This window comes from Mycobacterium sp. 5-140-3-2, assembly GCF_035666375.1.
Lineage (GTDB): Bacteria > Actinomycetota > Actinomycetes > Mycobacteriales > Mycobacteriaceae > Mycobacterium > Mycobacterium intracellulare.
In genome coordinates this window covers 5,453,724-5,469,052 of sequence record NZ_CP142025.1, presented here as the reverse complement: position 1 = coordinate 5,469,052, position 15,329 = coordinate 5,453,724, and the positions used below count along the sequence as shown (strand labels likewise).

The 15,329-nt window shown below is 69.0% G+C and carries 18 protein-coding genes; 8 read left to right on the top strand and 10 right to left on the bottom strand.

The genetic code is table 11. The annotated features are described in order from the left end of the window. Positions 1 to 21: 21 nt before the first annotated feature. From P6281_RS25675 to P6281_RS25655, 5 genes are all read right to left on the bottom strand, one after another. Positions 22 to 858, bottom strand: coding sequence for an SDR family oxidoreductase (locus tag P6281_RS25675; RefSeq protein ID WP_014712568.1), 837 nt, complete (start codon positions 856 to 858; stop codon positions 22 to 24). Positions 859 to 892: 34 nt separating this feature from the next. Next, positions 893 to 2,185 (bottom strand): sodium:proton exchanger, encoded by a 1,293-nt coding sequence (locus tag P6281_RS25670; protein ID WP_041298132.1) that lies wholly within the window; start codon positions 2,183 to 2,185, stop codon positions 893 to 895. Positions 2,186 to 2,429: 244 nt separating this feature from the next. Next, positions 2,430 to 3,248, bottom strand: a complete 819-nt coding sequence (locus P6281_RS25665; protein ID WP_014712566.1) for an SDR family NAD(P)-dependent oxidoreductase — start codon at positions 3,246 to 3,248, stop codon at positions 2,430 to 2,432. Continuing rightward, positions 3,249 to 3,662 (bottom strand): nuclear transport factor 2 family protein, encoded by a 414-nt coding sequence (locus P6281_RS25660; protein ID WP_014712565.1) that lies wholly within the window; start codon positions 3,660 to 3,662, stop codon positions 3,249 to 3,251. Then, positions 3,659 to 4,702 (bottom strand): zinc-binding dehydrogenase, encoded by a 1,044-nt coding sequence (locus tag P6281_RS25655; RefSeq protein WP_008262325.1) that lies wholly within the window; start codon positions 4,700 to 4,702, stop codon positions 3,659 to 3,661. Before P6281_RS25655 ends, P6281_RS25660 begins: the two co-directional genes overlap by 4 nt. Before the next feature lie 124 nt (positions 4,703 to 4,826). Between P6281_RS25655 and P6281_RS25650 the strand changes: the two genes are divergently transcribed. From P6281_RS25650 to P6281_RS25640, 3 genes are read left to right on the top strand one after another with little or no spacing between them, the layout of a single operon-like run. Continuing rightward, positions 4,827 to 5,675: a helix-turn-helix domain-containing protein gene (locus P6281_RS25650; protein ID WP_008262323.1), complete on the top strand. Its 849-nt coding sequence runs from the start codon at positions 4,827 to 4,829 to the stop codon at positions 5,673 to 5,675. 41 nt (positions 5,676 to 5,716) lie between these two features. After that, a complete protein-coding gene (locus P6281_RS25645; RefSeq protein ID WP_008262321.1) occupies positions 5,717 to 7,105 on the top strand; it encodes an MmgE/PrpD family protein in 1,389 nt (462 codons plus the stop codon). A 46-nt stretch (positions 7,106 to 7,151) separates the two neighbouring features. Next, on the top strand, positions 7,152 to 7,916 hold the full coding sequence (locus P6281_RS25640) for a DUF2127 domain-containing protein (RefSeq protein WP_008262319.1): 765 nt from the start codon (positions 7,152 to 7,154) through the stop codon (positions 7,914 to 7,916). 17 nt (positions 7,917 to 7,933) lie between these two features. Here the strand turns inward: P6281_RS25640 and P6281_RS25635 are convergent, their stop codons facing one another. Then, positions 7,934 to 8,548, bottom strand: coding sequence for a PaaI family thioesterase (locus P6281_RS25635; RefSeq protein ID WP_008262317.1), 615 nt, complete (start codon positions 8,546 to 8,548; stop codon positions 7,934 to 7,936). Positions 8,549 to 8,641: 93 nt separating this feature from the next. Between P6281_RS25635 and P6281_RS25630 the strand changes: the two genes are divergently transcribed. The 3 genes from P6281_RS25630 (at position 8,642) to P6281_RS25620 (ending at position 10,440) form a co-directional block, all read left to right on the top strand. Continuing rightward, the gene (locus tag P6281_RS25630) at positions 8,642 to 9,487 is read left to right on the top strand and encodes an SDR family oxidoreductase (protein ID WP_014712564.1); all 846 of its coding nucleotides are present in this window, start codon (positions 8,642 to 8,644) and stop codon (positions 9,485 to 9,487) included. 152 nt (positions 9,488 to 9,639) lie between these two features. Then, a complete protein-coding gene (locus P6281_RS25625) occupies positions 9,640 to 9,804 on the top strand; it encodes a hypothetical protein (protein WP_008262315.1) in 165 nt (54 codons plus the stop codon). A 24-nt stretch (positions 9,805 to 9,828) separates the two neighbouring features. Beyond that, positions 9,829 to 10,440, top strand: coding sequence for a class I SAM-dependent methyltransferase (locus P6281_RS25620; protein WP_008262314.1), 612 nt, complete (start codon positions 9,829 to 9,831; stop codon positions 10,438 to 10,440). Here the strand turns inward: P6281_RS25620 and P6281_RS25615 are convergent. Continuing rightward, positions 10,420 to 10,965 carry a CGNR zinc finger domain-containing protein gene (locus P6281_RS25615; RefSeq protein WP_008262309.1) on the bottom strand — a complete coding sequence of 182 codons (546 nt, stop codon included), beginning with the start codon at positions 10,963 to 10,965 and terminating at the stop codon, positions 10,420 to 10,422. The two genes, P6281_RS25620 and P6281_RS25615, sit on opposite strands and share 21 nt — an antisense overlap. Positions 10,966 to 11,113: 148 nt before the next feature. On the opposite strand from P6281_RS25615, the gene P6281_RS25610 reads away from it, so the two are divergent. Both P6281_RS25610 and P6281_RS25605 read left to right on the top strand, forming a co-directional pair. Further along, positions 11,114 to 11,809: an SDR family oxidoreductase gene (locus P6281_RS25610; protein ID WP_008262306.1), complete on the top strand. Its 696-nt coding sequence runs from the start codon at positions 11,114 to 11,116 to the stop codon at positions 11,807 to 11,809. Positions 11,810 to 11,867: 58 nt separating this feature from the next. Next, a complete protein-coding gene (locus tag P6281_RS25605; RefSeq protein ID WP_008262303.1) occupies positions 11,868 to 12,320 on the top strand; it encodes an SRPBCC family protein in 453 nt (150 codons plus the stop codon). A gap of 17 nt (positions 12,321 to 12,337) precedes the next feature. Here P6281_RS25605 and P6281_RS25600 read toward each other — a convergent pair whose 3' ends face one another. The 3 genes from P6281_RS25600 to P6281_RS25590 form a co-directional block, all read right to left on the bottom strand. Then, the gene (locus tag P6281_RS25600) at positions 12,338 to 13,084 is read right to left on the bottom strand and encodes a methyltransferase domain-containing protein (protein WP_008262302.1); all 747 of its coding nucleotides are present in this window, start codon (positions 13,082 to 13,084) and stop codon (positions 12,338 to 12,340) included. Between the two features lie 97 nt (positions 13,085 to 13,181). Further along, positions 13,182 to 14,567 (bottom strand): adenylate/guanylate cyclase domain-containing protein, encoded by a 1,386-nt coding sequence (locus P6281_RS25595; protein WP_009954459.1) that lies wholly within the window; start codon positions 14,565 to 14,567, stop codon positions 13,182 to 13,184. Between the two features lie 40 nt (positions 14,568 to 14,607). After that, positions 14,608 to 15,213: a TetR/AcrR family transcriptional regulator gene (locus P6281_RS25590; RefSeq protein ID WP_008262290.1), complete on the bottom strand. Its 606-nt coding sequence runs from the start codon at positions 15,211 to 15,213 to the stop codon at positions 14,608 to 14,610. Positions 15,214 to 15,329 lie beyond the last annotated feature (116 nt).

Genomic DNA, 15,329 nt, shown 5'->3' with positions numbered 1-15,329 from the left:
TATGAGAGCTGGACTGTTCGTCTAGCTGGCGGCGGCCGCCCTGGCCCGCTCGGTCATCGAGGCGATCACCCCGCCGTCGTTGAGGATGTCGGTGCCGGTGAGGTAGCCGGCCTTCTCGCTGGCGCAGAAGGCGAGCAGCTCTGCCATTTCCTCCGGCTTGCCCCACCGCGGGACCGCGGCGTCGGCCACCATCGCGCCCGCCCCCGCCTGCTCCTCCAGCCTGCCCATCTCGGTGTCGATCGAACCCGGGGACACCGAGACGATGCGCAGTCCGCGCGCGTTGAAGCGCTCCGCCTGTGACTGGCTGTACCACTTCACGAAGCTCTTGCTCAGGGCGTACGCGAGACCGGACCGCGCCTCTTCGGGGGCGATGTCGCACGCGGTCATCATGGCGTCCATGAAGGCGTCGGCGTCGTCGAGCGCCAGCGGGAATTGGCCTGTCGGAATGATTTCCGCGGGTAGCATGTGCGCCGCCATCGAGGCCACGTTGACGATCACCGCGCCCTCGCCGGCGACCGCGTAGAACTCCTCGTCAACGTTGACGGTGCCGACCGCGTTGGTCCGCATGACGTAATCGGCGGGTCCCATGCTCGGGCTCACGCCCGCGGTGTGGATGACCGAGACGACCGATCCGAGATTCGTGGCGGTGCCGAGCAGGTCCGCGACGGCTCGCCGGTCGGTGACGTCGCAGTTCACAATGGTGGGAGTGATCCCGAGCTCTTGCAGCGTGGCGGCGGCGGTCGTCAGCCGGTCCTGCCGGACGTCGCAGAGCACCACCGTGTGGTCGCGCCCGACGATCTTCGCGGTGGCCAAGCCCATGCCACCCGCGCCGCCTGTGATTACGGACACTCGATTCATACCTGGACCGTATACGGCGCGCGATCGCGGGACGTTACGGGTCCTGCACTGGATGTAACGGGTGGCCGGTGTGGCGGACGGCCGTCCCGAAGAACGGCGCCCGGACCGTGGCGGGCAGGTGGCGCCGGTAACGGATCAGCGCGACGACGGCCACCGCCGCGTAGACGCCGCAGAGCAGCAGGCGGCCGTGCGTCGAGGCGATCGGGAACTGCACGACGAACATTCCCAAGAGCGCCAGCGCCGCGCCCCGGTGGAAGCGCAGCGCCAGGATCAGCGCCACGCCCATCATCGTCTGGGTCGCCGTGAGCAGCATCTCCTCCACCTGGCGGGGGTCGAGGTGCAGGGAGAACCCGCCGCCCCCGAGCAGGTGGGAGATGGGCAGCGAGCCGATCAGCAGGGTCCACTGGTTGACCTTGGAGGAGATCAGCGTGGCGATGGCCGCCGTGCCCTTGCCGCGGGTGGCGAAGATGGTCGCGATGATGAACTCCGGGGCCTCCGACGCCAGCGGGGCCAGCCACTGAACCAGCAGGAAGCGGTTGACGCCCAGTTCGGTACCCGCGGCCACCAGGTTGTCGGCAAACGGCTTGGCGCACAGCAGAATCACCGCGCCCGAGGCGGCGAAGAGGCCGACCACGGCGACGCGACGACGGACGTCGGGCAGTTCGCCCAGCGCGGCGGCGGTACCGATCAGGTCGGGCTCCTCGACCTCGCCGTGGCTCAGCTTGTACAGGTAGAACCCGAACCAGGCCAGCAACGCCAGCCCCAGCCCGAAATGAATCTCGCCGGCCGCCGGCACCGCGAACGCGATGACGCCGGCGATCAACAGGAATCCCAGTTCGACGCGGTTTGCTGGCTCCAGCGTCAGCCCGGTGGGTTTCCCGGATCCGGACCTGCGCGCCACCACGATGCTGACCAGCACCACGACGGGCCAACCCAGCCCCATCAGCAGCCGGTTGGACCCGGTCATGTTGGCGGCCGCGTACTGCGTGTATTCGGCGTTGTGGCCGGAGACGTACGCGTAGTACAGGTCGACGGCGTATTCGGGCAGGACCGCGATCAAGGCGAGCAGCGCCGTCGCCAGGCCGCCGGACACATCGATCTGGGCGGCCTCGGCGGCCCACGCCAGCAAGAAGCTGGCCGCCACCACCGCGGCGCCGAAGATCAGCAGCGCGGGCACGGCGCCGACGTGCAGCCCGGCGATCCGGATGGCCACGGCCGGGGCGACGAATGCGGCGGTGATCAGCCCCGAACGCGTCAGGGTGCGGCGCCGCCACTGGGCCGTCATCGCGACGTCGGCAGCGGGCCTGTCTATGGCGAGCATCGTCATCCTTCGCGGGAGGCGGCGATCGGGTGGTGGTACTTCGGCTCGGTTGCCGTGACGAACTGATTACCCAAGCTACCCGTCGCCCACACCGTCAGCAACGCGATCGGTGGGCAAAGTCGGTGACGTGCCCAAGCCCATATTTGCTGTACAGGGGCCTGCGGAAGCAAAAGTTAGGATGCCCTGATTTCGAACTTTGGCAAACCTCGCCACGACTGGTTCGACGCGCAGCGAACGGTTCGGGTTCCCGCTAGTGGTCCGGCCCCATGGCCGCGGCGGCGGCCTGGGCGAAGAGCTCGACGGCCTGATTGCGGCTCAACGACGCCAGCAGCTGCGCGGCGGCGCGCATGGTGTCGCCCACCATCAGCGTCGGGCCGTTGCCCAGGTTCTCGAAGGCCTCGGCGATGACCTCGGAGACGGGGGCCGCGTCCGCCGGCGCCTCGTCGGACGAGCCGATCTGGCCGCGGCTGTATTCGAGGGCGCGCAGGGCCGGCGTATCGGTCTTGCCGAGGATGAGGCCCAGGACGTCGACGCCCTTGGGGTGCAGTTCGGCCCAGAGCGCCTCGGCGAACACCATGTCGAAAGCCTTGGAGGCGCCGTAGGCGACCATGTTGGGCCCACCGGCCAACCCGGCACCGGAGCCGAAGAGGACGATGCCGCCGCTGCCTCGCCGGACCATCGGCGGCGCGAAGTGGTGGCACAGCTGCATGGGCACCATGCAGTTGCGCTGCACCATCGCCTCGGCGGCCTCGATCGAATTGGCAAGGAACGGTGTGAAGTTCGGGTCGGCGCCGGCGCAGTAGACCAGCATCCCGATCTCCAGGTCGCCGGTGGCGGCGGCGATCGCCGCCGCGGCGCCGGGCTGCGCGAGATCGATAGCGACAGTGCGGGTTTGCGCCGACGTCTTGTTCTCGATCTCGGCCGCGACGCGGTCGAGAACGCCTTGCCGCCGTGCGAGCAGCACCACGTTGACACCGCGTTCGGCCAGCCCTTCGGCGAACGCCGCCCCCACACCGTCGGACGCGCCGGCCACCAACGCCCACGGCCCGTACCTCGTCGCGAACGTCATCTACAGGGCCCCGAACGTAGCGACGCGCACCTGAGTGAAGCGGCGCCGCGCGATGCGCCATCCCTTGCCGGTCCGCACGATCTCGTCGTCGTAGAAGCCCCACGCGTTGACGCCGGCCTCGTTGTCACCGAACATGATCACCGCGTCGACATAGGTTCGGGCAGTGGCGTTGTCGCCGTCGACGGCGATGACCTGGTTGGACAGCCGATGCAGGGTGTGGCCCGCCATCGCGTGCGTCTTGTCCATGAAGTCGGTGACCTCGTCCACACCGCTCCAGCGGCCGATCTCGCCGTAGTCGAGCTCGCAGTCGTCGGTGAACACGGTGCGAAACAGCGGCCAGTCGCGCCTGTCGATGCCGGTGGCGTAACGCACCAGCAGGTCCGAAATGTCTTGCCGGTCTTCTCTTTCGCTCACGGGCGATCTCCAGTCGGGTGGACGATGATCCGGGGCGGACCGTCGGACCTGCGGGCCAGCTCGAGGGCGTCGGGGACCTCGTCGAGGCCGATGATCTTCCCTACGCTCGGTAGCGGGTCCAGCCGCCCCGACGCGATCGCGTCGAGTGTGCCGTACCAGTCCTGCGGGTGCGGGCCGCCGCCGAACTGGATGGTCACGCCCTGGCGGGTGGCGGTGGTGATGTCGAGGGTGTCGCCGGTGTACCAGCCACCCGCACAGTAGATTCGGGTGCCCATCTCGGCGGATTCGACCAGCTTCTGGATCAGCCCCGGGGCGCCGACGCATTCGAATACGACGGCCGGCCCGGGCAATCCGCGCTGCGCGCGGACCTCGTTGAAGGCCTCGAACGGGGACTTCTCGGAAGGGTCGACCACGACGTGGGCACCGAAGCGGTCGCGGGCCAGCTCGCGCCGGTCGGATTTGTAGTCCGCCACGATGATGGGCTCGACGCCGCGGGCGGCCAGCGCGGCGGCGGCCGAAAGTCCGATCGCCCCCGCGCCGATGACGATCGCGACCTCACCCTGTCCCAACCGCGCCGACCGCACGTAGAACTCGCCGACCGCGAACGCGTCGGTCAAGGCGACGGCGTCGCTGGGCACGTCACCCGGGACGCGCTTGGCCGCGACCTCCGAAACCACCAACAGCTCACCGAAACTGCCCTGCGCCTCGGGATGCTGGCCGATGATGCGCATTCCGCCCGCGCCGCCGTCGACCAGCCGCACGGGCATGGCGGTCACCCGCGTGCCGGCGGCGAATTGGTCGGTGCAACCGGGACCGTGCCCGATGACCTCACCCACGAATTCGTGACCGAGCACGATGTCGCGCTCGGTGTCATACAGCGAGCGGCCGGTCGGGTCGTCGATGGCGAGTTCCGGGTGGTCCATGAAATGCACGTCGGACGCGCAGATGGCGGTGCTCAACGTGCGCAGCAACAACTCGCCCTGGCCGGGGATGGGGTCCGCGGTCTCGCGGACCTGCAGCCGACCGTCTCGCAACACCACTGCGCGCAATACGGTAGCTTTCTCGAATAATCGACATAAGATCTCGAATGTTCGTACAACTGTAAAAATCGCGTAGCGGAGGAGTCAAGCGATTCGCGGATCGACGTCAGCGCCGACCGCGCGGGTGCTCGACGTCGTCGAGCTCCTTGCGCGGTCCGGAAGCGCGCGGCTGCGGTTCTCCGACGTGGTGCGCGAGCTCGATCTCACGCAGGCGACGGCGCACGCCATCCTCAAGACCTTGTGCGACCGCGGCTGGGCCAGTCGCGATCCGATCGCGAAGACATTCGCGCTGGGGCCGGCGCTCGCCGTGGTGGCCGCCCGCACGGACACCGCCCGCCCGCTGGCCCACGCGGCGCGCTCGGCCGCGCTGCGCCTGTCCCGTGCAGTCGGCTACGCCTGTTCGGTGGTCGAGAAGTTCGGAGACTCCCTGGTGGTCACCGCCTTTGAGGGCGAACCCGCCACCCAGCCGTCGGGCATACCGGGCGACCGCATCCCCTACGCACCACCCTTCGGGGTGGCGATGGCGGCCTGGGACACCGACGAGGAACAACGCGCCTGGATCCGCCGCGGCGCGGGCAGCAATGCCGATCGCATGCAGCGCCTGCAACAGGTCCTCGCACGGACGCGGGAACGGGGATTCGACATCGACTGGACGACGCCCGCACTGGCCCAGGCCGTCCAGGTGGTCGGCACCTTGGACAGCAGTGAGATGCCGACGCCCGTGCGACACATCATGGACCAGCTGCTCGTCGAATTCACCACCATCGGGTTCCTTTCCGACGACAACCCGGGGCGGCGGAAGCAACCCGTGGTGACCATCGCCGCACCGGTCTTCGACGACAGTGGACGCGTTTCCCTGATGGTGGCCGTGCACCCACTGTGCCCGCTGAGCGCGCGGCAGATCCGGGACATCGGGGCGCATCTGACCGACGAGACGACGGCACTGAGCGGATCACAACCATCAGCCGGGTAGCCTCGCCTCGGAGGCGAAAAGTCGTGGCAGAGAACTATCTTGTGGACGAGCTGGCCCAATTCGTCGTCGGCGCACAGGCGTCTGACCTGACCGGGCGGCCCCGAGCGCTGCTGACGCGCAATGTGCTCGACAGCGTCGCGTGCGCCGTCGGTTCGTTGAACGGGGAGCTCATCGGGGCGATCCGTGAACACACCGCCCAATTCAGCGGAGACCCGACGGCAACGCTGGTCGGCGGAGGCCGGGCATCGGTGGACCAGGCCGCGTTCTTCAATGCGGTGCTGGTGCGCTACCCCGATCTGCTCGACACCTATCTGACGGTGGGAGGTCTGTGCCATCCCGCCGACAACTTCGGTGCCGTGCTGGCGGTGGCCGAGCACACCGGCGCGGGCGGCGCCGACTTCCTGCTGGCACTGGCGGTCGCCTACGAGGTCCAATGCCGTTTCAGCGCACAGGTTCCCGTGATGGCGCGCGGACTCAACCATGCGCTGCAACTGGCGATGTCGGTGGCGGCGGGCACCGCGAAACTGCTCGGGCTCAGTGCCGAACAGACCACCAACGCCATCGCGGCCGCCGCCGCCGACAATGTGTCGCTGGCGGGCGTGCATGCCGAACCGGTTTCCCACTGGAAGGGCATCTCCCCGGCCAGCACCGGCATGCGCGCCGTCTACACGACGATGCTGGCGGCGCGCGGAGTCACCGGTCCCAAGTCGCTGTTCGACGGCCCTCACGGGCTGGTCCAATTATTCGGTCAGCCAATCGATTTCCACACCGCCGACCGGGCACTGTCCTGCGTCGAGCAGACCTATCTGAAGCAGTACTGTTCGCTCATCCACGGCCAGGTGGTGATCGACGCGGTCCTGGCGCTGCGTGCCGAGAACAGTCTGCGCGGCGAGGACGTCGCGCGGGTCAGCCTCGAGGTCTTTCAGGGCGCATTCGACATCGCCGGCGGCGGTGCGTACGGCAACAAGGAGCACCCGCGCACCAAGGAGCAGGCCGACTACAACCTCAAATACCTGAGCGCGGTCGCCCTGCTCGACGGGGGAGTCGGTCCCGAACAGCTTGAGACCGAACGGGTTCTGCGCGCCGACGTTCAGGACCTCTTGTCGCGGGTGGACGTCACGGCGGCCGACGATTTGACCGCGGACTATCCGCAGCGCACGGCGGCGCGGGTGCACCTCAGGACGCACGACGGACGCGAATTCAGCCGCGAGCAGGACGATTACGAGGGATCACCCACCCGTCCGATGTCCTGGGATCGCGTGGTGGACAAATTTTGGTGGCTCACCGGGCCCTTTTGCGAGCGGGCGCTGGGTGACGAGATCATCGCGGCGGTCGCACGGCTCGACGAGATTCCCGTCGCCACGCTCACCGGACTGCTCGGCGCCGTGAGCCCCACCGCCCGGCGACCGCGCAGCGGGCCGCGCTTCTGACGCGCGCCCCCTTGCGCGTCCGGGCACGCGCGGTCGATGATCGGCCATGCCCAAAGAACGTGGCCTCAATCGGTGGGAGCTGGTTACCTGCGCGCTCGCGGGACACGTCACCTACGCGCCCGACGAGCACGCGCTCGCGCAGCGCCTGAGCGGCACCACCGGTCTGGGTGAGGCATGGCGCTGTCTGCGGTGCGGTGAATTCACCGTCGGCCCGCCGCACGGACGCGGTCACGCCGAGGACGCGCCGATGATCATGCGCGGCAAGGCCTTACGCCAGGCCATCATCATTCGGGCCCTGGCGGTGGAACGCCTGTTCCGTGCGGTCGTGATCGTCCTGGCGGCCTATGCGGTGTGGAAGTTTCGCGGAGCGCGGGGCGCCATTCAGGCCACCCTCGACCGGGACCTGCCGATCTTCCGCGCCGCCGGCTTCAAGGTCGATCAGATGACCATCGTGCACGAACTGGAAAAGGCGTTGGCGGCCAAGCCGTCCACCCTGGCGTTGCTGACCCTGATGCTGGCGGGCTATGCACTGCTGGAGGTCGTCGAAGGCGTCGGCCTGTGGCTGCTGAAACGCTGGGGCGAATACTTCGCGGTGATCGCCACCTCGGTCTTCCTACCGCTGGAGATCCACGACCTGGCCAAGGGCATCACGATGACGCGGGTGGTGACGTTCACCATCAACGTGGCCGCGGTGATCTATCTGCTGATCTCCAAACGCCTGTTCGGCCTGCGCGGTGGGCGCAGGGCCTACGACGCGGAACGGCGCGGCGAGCAGCTGCTCGACGTCGAGCGGGCCGCGACCAGGACCTGAATCTGCGGCACGGTCCGCTATTCCGCGGCCGGCCTGGGATGAATGAAAATACCCTCGGCCTCCACGGTGACGCCGTGCTCGTCGGCCAGGTGACCGACGGCGAACGTCTTGACGCCCTCCACACGCTCGACATGAGCCTGGGCCCGCAGTGGCCGTCCCAGCGCCGTGGGGCGCCGGTACCGCAGCGTGAGCGTGCCGGTGAACGCGGGCTTGTCGGGCTGGTGCGCGGTCGCGCCCAGCACATGATCGAGCACCAGCGCGCACACGCCGCCGTGCACGGTGTCCGGCGGGCCCTCGTAGGCGGCGCCCAGCACGAACTCCGACCACACCAGTCCGTCGGGTTCGTGATGGATGACCAGCGGCGGTGCGATCGGGTTGCGCAGGCCCACCACCGCGTTGCCCCACGCGATGGTCTGGCCATCGGGATTGCGGTGCACGCCGAACGGCCCGGGCTTCAACGCCCCGCTCAATTCCGCTGCCGCACTGTCGATCTTGGACGTGGCCGCCGCCACCGCCGCGGCGCCGGCCTCGGTGCGGATGCTGATATCGATGAGCCGGCGAAGCGATTCGGCCAGCGGCGCGTAGACCGACTCGAGCTCGCCGAAGTCGATGCAGGGCGTTTGGTCATGCATCTTCGCAACTTAACTCAGGTGTCCACCCAGCGGGCGGCGCCCCTCGGAAGCGTCCGGCGGGCCGGGCATACTGCCTGGGGAAGGAGGACCTCGATGGGGACCTACGCGATCACCGGATCGGCGTCCGGGATGGGGCGCGAGACCGCGCAGCGCCTCCGGGACGGCGGGCACACCGTCATCGGAGTCGACATCAAGGACGCCGACGTCGTCGCCGATCTGTCGACGCCACACGGGCGTAGCGAGGCCGTCGAGCGCGTCCTGGCGGCATCGGGCGGCAGGCTCGACGGCGCCGTGCTTGCGGCCGGACTCGGGCCCAGTCCCGGGCCGGATCGCCTTCGCCAGATCGCCCAGGTCAACTATTTCGGGGTCGTCGACTTACTGACCGCCTGGCGGGCGGCGCTGGCGGCCTCCGGGCGCGCCAAAGCCGTTGTCGTCGCCAGTAATTCGACGACGACCGTGCCCGCGGTGCCCCGCCGGGCCGTGAGGTCCCTGCTCGCGCACGACGCCGACAAGGCGTTGCGCTCGGTGCGGCTGTTCGGACCGGCCGCGCCGACCATGATGTACGCGGCCTCGAAAATCGCTGTCAGCCGTTGGGTGCGGCGGCATGCGGTGCTGCCCGAGTGGGCCGGGTCCGGCGTGCGCCTCAACGCCCTGGCGCCGGGTGCGATCATGACTCCGCTTCTGGCCGAACAGTTGTCGGACCCGCGGCAGGCCAAGGCCGTCGAATCGTTTCCGGTCCCGGTCGGTGGTTTCGGCGACCCGGGGCAGATGGCAGAGTGGGTGTGCTTCATGTTGTCGGACGCCGCCGACTTCCTGTGCGGCACGGTCATATTCGTCGACGGCGGCACCGATGCCTATTTCCGGTCCGACGACTGGCCGAAGGCCGTGCCGGTGGGCCGATTGTCCGGGTACCTGCGCCGGTTCAGGGCCTTTCCATAAATTCTGCTGTTGCGTGCCTTTCGATATACCGGGAATGTGCGCTATCCCACAGCGCGGCTTTTCGTGACGTTTACCTCGGCGCGGCGTCCACGCAAAACGGCTGTGGTGCAATTGAATGAATCGGCGCACGGCCGAAAAACAAAGGATCAACTGTGACCACTCTTCCGTCCTGGGTCAGCCAGGGCTCCGCCAACCTCGACGTGGGCGCGCCCCTGAAGGCGCGCGCCTGCGACGCGCTGTACGCGGTCCTCGGCAGCAAGCGGCGCCCGGGGGCCACCGCCCCGCGCATCATGCCCAGGGGCGTCGAACGCTGCTGACGTCCGTCGGTCAGACTGGCAACGGTGCCTGAATACGCGAAGCACGACGACTACTGGAACCACAATTCCGCCTATCACCCGTGGCTGGTCGGCCTCGCCGCGCGGCGGCACGGCGATGTCTTCGACGTCGGGTGCGGCGAAGGGCTGCTGGCCCAGCGGTTGGCCGCGGTGTCCCGCAGCGTTGTCGGCATCGATGCCGACCCGGTCTCGGTGTGGCGCGCGGCGCAGCGATTGCAGTCCATCGACAACGCGTCGGTGGAACATGGGCGGTTCGAGGACCTCGATGGGGCCGAGCGGCGCTACGACCTGATCACCTTTGTGGCCAGTCTGCATCACCTGCCGCTGCGCGATGCCCTGCACAAAGCGCGTCAAATGCTGCGGCCCGCCGGGCAACTGGCCGTCGTCGGGCTGTCCGCCAACAAGAGCATCGCCGACTGGGTGTGGGCCGGCCTGTGCGTGCCGGGGGCGCGCGTCGGCGGGTTACTGCATCGGGAGACCCGCGACATCGGGGTGCCCGTTGCCGATCCCCGGGAGGGCCTCGACGAGATCCGGCGTGTCGCCGCCGACGTCTTACCCGGGGCCGCCATCCGGCGGGGCCTCTATTACCGTTACCGCCTACTGTGGCGAAACCGCTGAGCGCGTTGCCTTTTCGCGTTCGCGCCGGCGCGCCCGGGACGCCCGCAGGTTGACGGCGTTGCCGCACGTCTTGACGTCGTGCCAGACCCCGCTGTTGTTCTTCGAGCGGTCGTAGAACGTCGACCCGCACCGGTGGTTGTGGCAGCGCTTGATCCGCCGCCAGGTGTCGGCGTGCTGGCTCAGCAGGATTTCGCCCCACAACGCCGAGGCCAACCAGCGCCACCCGTTGCCGCTGGGATCAAGCCGCACCTCACCGGCATCGGACAGCCCGAAGGACGCGACGACACCGTGGGCGCCCCGAGACCTCGGCGGTTCGCCGTCCACCATCCGCTCGATGGTGGACCGCACCGCGCGAAGCCTGCCTAAATCCGCCTCACCCAGCTCCGGTGGCGACACGTCCACGCCGCGCGCGGACGACCAGGCCCGCACCGCGGCGTCCGCCCACTCGCGCGCCTGGCCCGGGTCGGCCAGCAGGTCCGGTCCGTACCCGTCGACGCCCCTCGTGTTGAGGAAGTCCTGGACCAAGCCCAGGCCTCCAGGCGCCGCGGCGCAGCCGTATCGCTGTGACGCAATCCACGATGAAGACATAGGCAAATACTACTTGACTGCGTCGCTGCCGACAACTAGCTTGACGTAATCAAAGCAATTTTGCCTCAGTCAAAGGAGCAGGATCATGGTCAACGTCAACGGAGCGGCCGTGGTGGTCACCGGCGGGCAGCGCGGTCTCGGCAAGGCCATCGTGGCCGAGTTGTTGGACAGGGGCGCGGCGAAGATCTACGCGACGGCGCGGGTGCCGAAGCCCAGTGAGGACCCCCGCGTGATCGGCGTCGAATTGGACGTCACCCGGCCGGACTCGGTGGCCGCGCTGGCGACGACGGCGGCCGACGCAGAAATCGTCATCAACAATGCCGGCGTTCTCGGCGCCCGGACCCTGCTCGACAGCGACATCGAAGAGGTGCGAGCGGTCTTCGAGACGAACTACTTCGGCGCGCTGCGCGTCGCCAAGGCATTCGCACCCGTCCTGGCCGACAACGGCGGTGGTGCCCTCGTCGACATCGCCTCGATCCTGTCCTGGATGCCCGGATCCGGTGGGTACGGCGACTCCAAGGCCGCCCTGTGGTCGATGACGAATTCCCTGCGTGCCGAACTGGAGAAGCAGGGCACCCTGGTCATTGCCGCGCATCTCAGCTTCACCGACACCGACATGACCTCCGGCTTCGACGCGCCCAAGAACGACCCGCGCCAGGTGGCACGCGCGATCGTCGACGGCATCGAGGCGGACGACAAGGAGGTGCTGGCCGACGACGATACCCGCTACGTGAAGGCGGCGCTGGCCGGACCGGTCGAGGCGCTGCCCCGGATGCCGTGAACCGCCCGGCTCGACGTGGCCCGGCGCGGCGGGCGGCGCTCCGTGTTTGGATAGCGGTATGTCCGATACCGAACGCATCGTGACCGCCACCCGGGTCATGTCGGCCAACGCCGCGCGGATCTTCGAACTGATCGCCGACCCGTCGCGCCAGCCGAGCTGGGACGGCAACGGCAATCTGGCGTCATCGGCGCCCGGTCAGCGCGTGCGCGCAGTGGGTGACGTGTTCAAGACCACGCTGACCAACGGCGCGGTGCGGGAGAACCATGTCACCGAGTTCGTCGAGGGCAGCAAAATCGCTTGGCGCCCAGCCGAACCCGGCAAGCAGCCGCCCGGTCACCTGTGGCGCTGGGAGCTCAGCCCGGTCAACGCCGAGCTGACCACGGTGACCCACACGTACGACTGGACGGAGCTGACCGACGCCACCCGCCTCGAGCGCGCCCGCGCGACGACGACGGACATGCTGCGCGAGTCGATGGATCGGCTCGCCGCGCTGGCGCAGAGCGCCGAATAACAAGCCGCCCGGAAAAGTCAGCCCAGCTTGGCGCGCACCCACTGGAAGGTGCCGACGTTCTTGACCCGAACGCTGCTAAATCCGTTGTCTTCCAAGGTGTCGCCGATCTCGTCGTCGTCGAACGCGTGCGCCCCGACGTTGGGCAGCAGCTGCCAATAGCGGGCCAGCCGCCCGGCCGTCGGGACCATGATCGCCACCCTGCCCCCGGGCCGCAGCACCCGCGCGATCTCGGCGAGCGCGGCCTTCGGGTCCGGAACCAGTTGCAGCACGGCGGTCGACACCGCCGCGTCGAAGGTGTTGTCGCGCAGCGGAAGTCGCTGCGCATCGGCCTTGATGAAGCCGACCTGGGGCCCGGCCTCATTGCGGACGGCGCGGGCGAGCATCGGCTCGGAGATGTCGACGCCGAGGGCCAGCCCGTCGGGTCCGGCGGCCCGCGCCAGCGACGCGGTGACGTTGCCCGGTCCCGAGCCGACGTCCAGCGCGATACCGCCGGGCGGGATTTGCAACCACTCGAGCGGCAGCTGCCAGGCGCTGATCCACTGGCGAGCGAAGGCCTGGGCGTTGTCGTAGAGCATCGACCCGACTCGTGACGCCCACGCGGCCTGGATCGGGCCGGTGTTCTTCCCCACGCCGTCGTCGCCGGCCGAACCGGAGCCGAGCAGGTCGAGATAGCCGTGACTGACGTCGGGATCGGCCGGCGGATCGATGAGCAGGTCCAGTGCCCGCCGCAGCGCGGGAGGCAGCGTGATGTCCACGTCGGTCATGCGTAACTCCTTCGGGCAGCAGCCCCGAGCTGGACGCCAAATCGCACAGTGGGCTGGCGAAGATTCCCCCGTTGGGCAGCCTACGCCGCGCGCGGGGTTACCGGCGGACGGCGGCGTGCTCGCGGACGAGGGCGTAGAGGCGCCAGTAGCCCGGCACGCCCTTGAGGGCGGACTCGCCCCGGTCGCCGAAGCGGTGCCGCGATCCGGTGACGATGTCGCGCAGCGTCGAGGACACCAAGACCTCGCTCGGCCCGGCGAGGGCCGCCACCCGCGCGCCGATGTGCACGGCCATGCCGGCGATGTCGTCCTTGCCGGCGCCGCGCACCTCGACTTCGCCGGCGTGGATGCCGACCCGCACCTCGATGCCCAGCACTTGCACCGCGTCCACGAGAGCGTCGGCGCAGGCGAGCGCGGCGCTCGGGCTGCTGAACGTCGCGACGAATCCGTCCCCGGCGGTGTTGACCTCGCGGCCGCCGAAGCGCTGCAGTTCGTGCCGCACGATCCTGTCGTGGTTGTCCAGCAGGTCGCGCCAGCGGTAATCGCCGAGCTCGGCGGCGCGCTCGGTCGACCCGACGATGTCGGTGAACACGATGGTCGTGAGCAGCCGCTCGGCGTCAGAGGCGCCGCGGATCCCGGTGATGAACTCCTCGATCTCGTCCAGCATCGGCCCGGTGTCGCCCACCCAGTACAGGACGTCTTCGCCGGGGAGCTCGACCAGGCGCGACCCGGGGATGCGCTCGGCGAGGTAGCGCGCGTGCCCGACGGGGCTGAACCGCGGGTTGTCCCGGTGCAGGATCAGCGTCGGCACGCCGACCCGGTCCAGCCGGTCGCGCACGTCGCCCTCGCGGATCTTGCCGATGAACGCGCGCGCCATGCTGGGCGACGCCGCCCGGTTGCCGGCCATGTCCCACCACGACCGGAACGCGTCGTCGTGCGCGACGCTGGGGGCGATGATGCCGAGGATGTCGAAGCCCCGCTCGACGGCGTCCGGCTCGATGGCGACGGTGGTGTAGGGGTCGGCCTCGGCGAGATCGGAGCCGAACGGGTAGTCGGGGGCGCGCAGCGTGCGCGCCTGGCCGTTCACGATCACCAGGCTGTTCACCCGCTCGGGGAAATCGGCGGCGAGAACCACCCCGGCCAGCGACGTGAAGCTCGGAGCCAAGATCGTCGCGCGCTCGCATCCGACCGCGTTCATGACCGCGATCGCGTCGTTGGCCCAGGATTCCGCGCCGATCATGTCCAGCGACGGGACCCGGGAGGACAGGCCGATCCCGCGTTGGTCGAAGCGGATCACCCGGCAGAAGGACGCCAGGCGCCGATGAAAGCGGTACATCGACGGCTCGCTGTCGACGCAGTCGATGGGGATGAACGGGCCCGGCAGCACGAGCAGGTCGATCGGGCCATCGCCGAAGACCTGATAGGCGATGTCGATCTCGCCGCAACTGGCATACCGGGTCCGTGGAGCCGCAGAACTCCCAGCCACGGGTCGAGCGTAGTTCAGGGCACCGACACCGCAACGGCCTTCAGGGGCCGATGATCGGAACCAGATAGCGGGCGGCGTACTCGCGCACTGCCGCCGGGTCCGAGGTGTCGAGCCGGTCGGTGGGAAAGACGATGATGCCGAGCGCGACGCGCAGCAGGATGTCGGCGACGTTGTCCAGGTCGGTCCCGGACATCTCGGCGCCGCACCGCCGCAGGGTATGGGCGATCCCGTCGGCGAACTGGCGGATCGGGAACACGTGCGACCGGGAGAACATCCCGAACAGCTCCGGCTCGCTTTCGGCGATCCGCGAATACAGCGGCGAGTCCTGCACCAGGCGCACCCCGAGCGCGAACGCCTCGACCACGGCCTCCCGCGGATCACACCCCGCCGTGGCCTGATCGAGCGTGCTGAAGAACAGCTCGGCCTCGCGCCGCACTACCTGCCCGAACAGCTTCTCCTTGGTCGGAAAACGGCGATAGATGGTGCTGCGGCTGACCCCGGCCCGGGTGGCGACGTCGTCGATATTGGCCCGACGCACGCCGTAGGTCTCGAACACGCCGCGCGCGGTGTCCAGGATGGTGCGATCGAGATCGGTCAGCGCCTCGGCGGAAGCGGAGTGAGAGGCCGAGCCCGGTTCGGACTGCATGATTGGCGGCATCGTATCAACTCTCCGGCACGGTTCATCGGCGCTTTTCGGCGCGAGGAAAGCGGCGCGGCCCACCGGCGATGTGCGAGGCCGCGGGACGGCTGCTAGGCTCTGAA